General features: G+C 67.3%; 5 protein-coding genes and 1 pseudogene. All 6 read right to left on the bottom strand.

What is annotated here, in order from left to right; all coding sequences use genetic code 11:
* Positions 1–425: pseudogene (rqpR, locus tag JMF90_RS24790) on the bottom strand (response regulator transcription factor RqpR); the annotation flags it as partial.
* A gap of 7 nt (positions 426–432) precedes the next feature.
* The gene (gene rqpS / locus JMF90_RS24785; protein WP_011694433.1) at positions 433–1,248 is read right to left on the bottom strand and encodes a quorum system sensor histidine kinase RqpS; all 816 of its coding nucleotides are present in this window, start codon (positions 1,246–1,248) and stop codon (positions 433–435) included.
* Positions 1,249–1,663: 415 nt separating this feature from the next.
* Positions 1,664–2,434 carry a ferredoxin--NADP reductase gene (locus tag JMF90_RS24780; protein ID WP_006477532.1) on the bottom strand — a complete coding sequence of 257 codons (771 nt, stop codon included), beginning with the start codon at positions 2,432–2,434 and terminating at the stop codon, positions 1,664–1,666.
* Between the two features lie 308 nt (positions 2,435–2,742).
* The gene (locus JMF90_RS24775; RefSeq protein WP_006477533.1) at positions 2,743–3,558 is read right to left on the bottom strand and encodes an endonuclease/exonuclease/phosphatase family protein; all 816 of its coding nucleotides are present in this window, start codon (positions 3,556–3,558) and stop codon (positions 2,743–2,745) included.
* Positions 3,559–3,563: 5 nt separating this feature from the next.
* Entirely contained in the window at positions 3,564–4,052 is a 489-nt protein-coding gene (locus JMF90_RS24770; protein WP_011546435.1) for a hypothetical protein, read from the bottom strand.
* Between the two features lie 146 nt (positions 4,053–4,198).
* Positions 4,199–4,716 (bottom strand): nitroreductase (locus tag JMF90_RS24765; protein ID WP_201325541.1); only part of this gene is annotated, 518 nt, incomplete at its 5' end.

Raw genomic sequence — 4,716 nt, 5'->3', positions numbered from 1 at the left:
TTCTCGAACGACACGTATTCGGCGAGCGCCTCGGCCATCGCGGGGCTCACGTACTTGCGGCCGGCCGCGACCTGCTGGATCGCGCCGATCATCTGCGCGGCGTTGACCGTCTTCGACAGGTAGCCGGCCGCGCCGGCCTTCAGCGCGCGCACCGCGTACTGATCCTCGCGATACATCGAGAACATCAGCACCGGCGTGCGCGTCAGCTTGCGCTTGAGGCGCTTGAGCACCTCGATGCCGTTCGTGTCGGGCAGCGAGATGTCGAGCAGGATCACGTCGAATTCCTGCTTGTCGACGGCGGCCATCGCATCGCCGCCGTTCTCGGCCTCGGTCACGTCGCGGGCGACGCCGCGGTCGATCAGCAACTGGCGGATCCCTTGCCGGACGATCGCGTGATCGTCCACGAGCAGGATGTTCAGGCTCATCGCGACCTCACGAAAGCGACGTGCGGCGTGCCGCGACGGGCGCCGCCAGCAGCGAAGCCCACGCGAAGCGCGCGGTGACGCGCGTGCCGCGGCCGGTTGCCGGCGTGGCCGTCTCGAAGCTGCCGCCGAACGCCTCGCAGCGCGCGCGCATGCCGGCGAGGCCGTAGCCGCTGCGGCGATTGCGCGCGAAACCGGTCCCATCGTCGGTAACGCTCAGCGACAGGTGCGTGCCGTCGGTGACGATCCGCACGTCGACCGACGTCGCGCGGGCGTGCTTCGCGACGTTCGACAGCGCTTCCTGCGCGACGCGGAACACCGCGAGCGCACTGGCGCCGGCGAGCTGCGTCAGGCGGGCGTCGGCCGCGCACACGAAGCTCGTGCGCAGGCCGGTGCGGGCCGCATGCGTGTCGATCCACGACGACAGCGCGCCGACCACGCCCGCGTCGAGCGCCGGCGTGTCGCGCTCGTCGATGAGCCGGCGATTCGCGTCGGTCGCGGCGTCGAGCGCCTGCTGCGCCAGCGCCAGCGCGCGCAGGCAGCCTTCCGGCGCATCGGCCGGCAGCCACGTTTGAACGTTTGCGAGCGCGAATCGGGCAGCGGTCAGTTCGGCGCCGAGCCCGTCGTGCAGCTCGCCGGCCAGATGGCGGCGGGCCGCTTCGTCGGCGGCGAGAAGCTGGGCGGAAAGTGCCGCGATCCGCGCGGCGGACGCGTCGCGTTTCGACGCGGCGTCGGCCATGGGCGGAGTAGCAGCGCAGCCAGGCATGCGCTGCCGCGACGGGAACGGGGCGTGGGCGCCCAAGGGCGCGTTAAGCGACGTATCCATGACTCTCCCTGCTGTCAGAAAGCGGTTCAGACACCGGCTGGCTGCGTGGACCGGCTGCCGTTTCGATGACGGTCGCCGCCAGAGAATCGCTCCATGCCGAGGTAACAAAAGTTACGTCTTGTAACACTTTCATCCGACCCTTCCACTGTCATCCGAACGGCAACCACGCGGGCCGAATAATATCTCAAAATTTCTGAAAAGGTCATGTCGGACGGACATTTAAGGGTAAATGTGAATAATCGGAATGAAGGTGTTGTAGGAAAAACACTGACACCCGAGCGCCGGGCGACGACGTATCCAAATGTAACTATTTGAGATGGAATGGTCCCAGTTTGTTACGAATTCGCCAAGTCCGGACGAAAAAAAACCGGAGCTTTTGCTCCGGTTCTTGATGCGGCACAAATTCGGGGGCGGATCAGTCCACGAACGCGCGCTCGATCACGTAGTGGCCCGGCGCGCTGTTCTTGCCTTCGACGAGGCCGGCCTGCTTCAGCAGTTCGGTCGTGTCCTTCAGCATCGCGGTGCTGCCGCACAGCATCACGCGGTCGTTTTCCGGCGAGAACGCCGGCACGCCGAGATCCGTGAACAGCTTGCCCGTCGCGATCAGGTCGGTGATCCGGCCTTCGTTGTCGAACGCTTCGCGCGTGACCGTCGGGTAGTAGACGAGCTTTTCCTTGATGATGTCGCCCAGGTACTCGTGGCCCGGCAGGTCGTGCTTGATGTAGTCCATGTACGCGAGCTCGCCCTTCAGGCGGCACGTGTGGGTCAGGATCACCTTGTCGAAGCGGTCGTAGATGTCCGGATCGCGGATGATCGACATGAACGGCGCGAGGCCCGTGCCCGTCGACAGCATCCACAGCGTCTTGCCCGGCAGCAGGTTGTCGGCGATCAGCGTGCCCGTCGGCTTCTTGCCGATCAGCACCGTGTCGCCCACCTTCAGGTGCTGCAGGCGCGACGTCAGCGGGCCGTCCTGCACCTTGATGCTGAAGAATTCGAGATGCTCTTCGTAGTTCGGGCTGACGATCGAGTAGGCGCGCGCGAGCGGCTTGCCGTCGACTTCGAGGCCGACCATCGTGAATTCGCCGTTGTTGAAGCGCAGGCTCGCCTCGCGGGTGCAGGTGAAGCTGAAAAGCGTGTCGGTCCAGTGATGGACGGATTGGACGGTGGCGGTGTCGTATTTGCTCATGGCTTTGAAAACGGACGCGCGTAGCGGACGCGTGTAACGGGCCCAAAAACGGGCAAAAAACCGAGTGCGACGGCCCGATCGCGGATCGGCCGGCCGGCGCGTCGGACACGCGCCCTCTCGATGACAGACGTTTGAGTAACTCGTTATTTTACCCTGCTTGGGGCAGATGCGGGCTTGACCCGGGCGGCTGCGCGGATTTGGCGCAACGTATTCTTTCAGAGAGCTTTCGGTGATTGTCCGCGCGTTGTCGCGCCGACGCCGACGCGTTTCAGCGGCGGCGTGACCGGCGGCGGCGCCGGCCGGCGGCGTTACTGCGGATCGAGGCGCAGGCGTGCGATGTACGGCAGGTGGTCCGACAGCCACGCGGCTTCGCCGGACGGCGCGCGCCACTCGAGCGGCGTCAGCCCGCGCACGAACATCTTGTCGAGCGCGAGCGCCGGCGAGAACGCGGGGAACGTGCGGCCCGACTCGCCGAGCAGCGTCGCGACCTCGGACAGCCCGATCTCGCCGAACAGCGCGACCGAGTCGTTGCGCCAGTCGTTGAAGTCGCCGGCGAGCATCAGCGGGCCGTCGCCCGCATTGCGGACGATCCAGTGCGCGATCCAGTGCATCTGGCGCAGGCGAGCGGCGCGCGTGAGCGCGAGGTGCGCGCACAGCAGCGTGACCGGGCGTGCGCCCGCGAGCGTCGCACGCGCGACCAGCAGCCCGCGCCGCTCGAAGCGGTGCGCGGAGATGTCCCAACGGCCGCCGAGGTCGAGCGGATGCGGCGACAGGATCGCGTTGCCGTGCCGCCACGACGGCTTGAACACGTTCGGCCCGAGCGCGATCTGCCAGTCGAGCGCCTGCGCGATCTCGGTGGCCTGGCAATGCCACACGTCGTCGACCGTATCGTCCATCGGCGCGCCGAAGCCCGGGGCGAGCATCGGGCGCGGCATGCGGCGCGCCATCGCTTCCTGCAGGAAATACACGTCCGCGTGGGTCGACTGCATCCAGTCGCGCATCGCGTTCCAGGCGGTGAAGCCGAGCGGCGAGCGGCCCTTGTGCAGGTTCCAGCTGACCGCGGTGATTTCGTCGGGCGCGGCGTGCGGCTCGGCGAACGGCAGGGACAGGGCGTCGGCGGACATGACGCTCAGTCCTTCGCGACGTGCGCGCGCACGCGGTACACGAGATGCGGATGCTGCTCGACGAGCGTCCAGTCGGTCCAGGCGTCGCCGCCGACCGCCAGGCCGGGGTGGCTCGCGACGATCTGCCGCGGCGACGCGGGCACGCACGGATCGCTGCGCGTCGCGTTTTCGTCGTCGAGCGTTTCCTGCACGTCGAGCCCGAGCGACACGGTGTTCGCGTTGGCGTCGACGGCGAGCGGGGCGACCGTCACCGAGCGCGAGCGCTCGGTCGGCACGACGCGCGCGGCATTGCCGCAGCCCACCGGTACGGACGACGGATAGCGATGGGTATCGGTGCGGGACTGGCCCACGGTGGTGTTTTGCTGGAACGTGTCGATCGTCTGACCGTCGCGCACCACCTGGATTTCCCATGCGACGACGGCCGGCGCGGGGCTCTGCGCATGGGCGGCGAGCACGACGCTCGCAAGCAGGACGGCCAGGCCGTGTTTCAGCATGAAACGTCTCCGGAAACGCGGGATAGCGGGGAACGGACGCACATCTTACGCCCGATCGATTTCGGTCGTGATGTGACAGGACGCGCCGCGACAGGTTCGCAGCACGATGCGGTCCTGCTCGACAGGTAAGGCCGCGTCATGCGTTTTCAAGCGAAAAAGCGCGTGAACTCGGCGACGCTGGCGCGCTCGGTGACGAGGCGGTTCTCGATCGCGTCGGGGTCCGCATGGCCGAGCGACATGCCGCAGACGAGCTGCTCGTTGGCCGGAATGTCGAGGTGTTCGGCGACGATCCGGTGAAACGGCACGAACGCGGCCTGCGGGCAGGTGTCGAGGCCGCGGGCGCGCGCGGCCGTCATCACGCCTTGCAGGAACATCCCGCAGTCGAGCCAGGCCCCTAACGTCATCACGCGGTCGAGCGTGAAGAACAATGCGACCGGCGCATCGAAGAAACGGAAATTGCGCGCGTGCTGTGCATGCATGCGCGCCTTCTCGTCGCGGCCGATGTTCAACAGGCCGTACAGGTCCCAGCCGACCTTGCGACGCCGGTCGACATACGGCGACACCCATTCGCGCGGGTAGTAGTCGTATTCGGCGACGTATTTCTCGTCGCGCGCGGGATCGTCGTAGGCCGCGGTGAGCGCGGCGGCGAGCGCGTCGCGCGTGG

The organism is Burkholderia sp. E168m23 (assembly GCF_016586125.1).
GTDB lineage: Bacteria > Pseudomonadota > Gammaproteobacteria > Burkholderiales > Burkholderiaceae > Burkholderia > Burkholderia orbicola.
Note: the sequence above shows the minus strand (reverse complement) of the source record. Positions and strands in the feature narration are given on the sequence as shown.

Excerpts from the sequence above, each read along its gene's own strand:
- JMF90_RS24775 (WP_006477533.1), bottom strand. The coding sequence starts at position 3,558 with ATGTCCGCCGACGCCCTGTCCCTGCCGTTCGCCGAGCCGCACGCCGCG.
- JMF90_RS24780 (WP_006477532.1), bottom strand. The coding sequence starts at position 2,434 with ATGAGCAAATACGACACCGCCACCGTCCAATCCGTCCATCACTGGACC.
- JMF90_RS24770 (WP_011546435.1), bottom strand. The coding sequence starts at position 4,052 with ATGCTGAAACACGGCCTGGCCGTCCTGCTTGCGAGCGTCGTGCTCGCC.
- rqpS (WP_011694433.1), bottom strand. The coding sequence starts at position 1,248 with ATGGATACGTCGCTTAACGCGCCCTTGGGCGCCCACGCCCCGTTCCCG.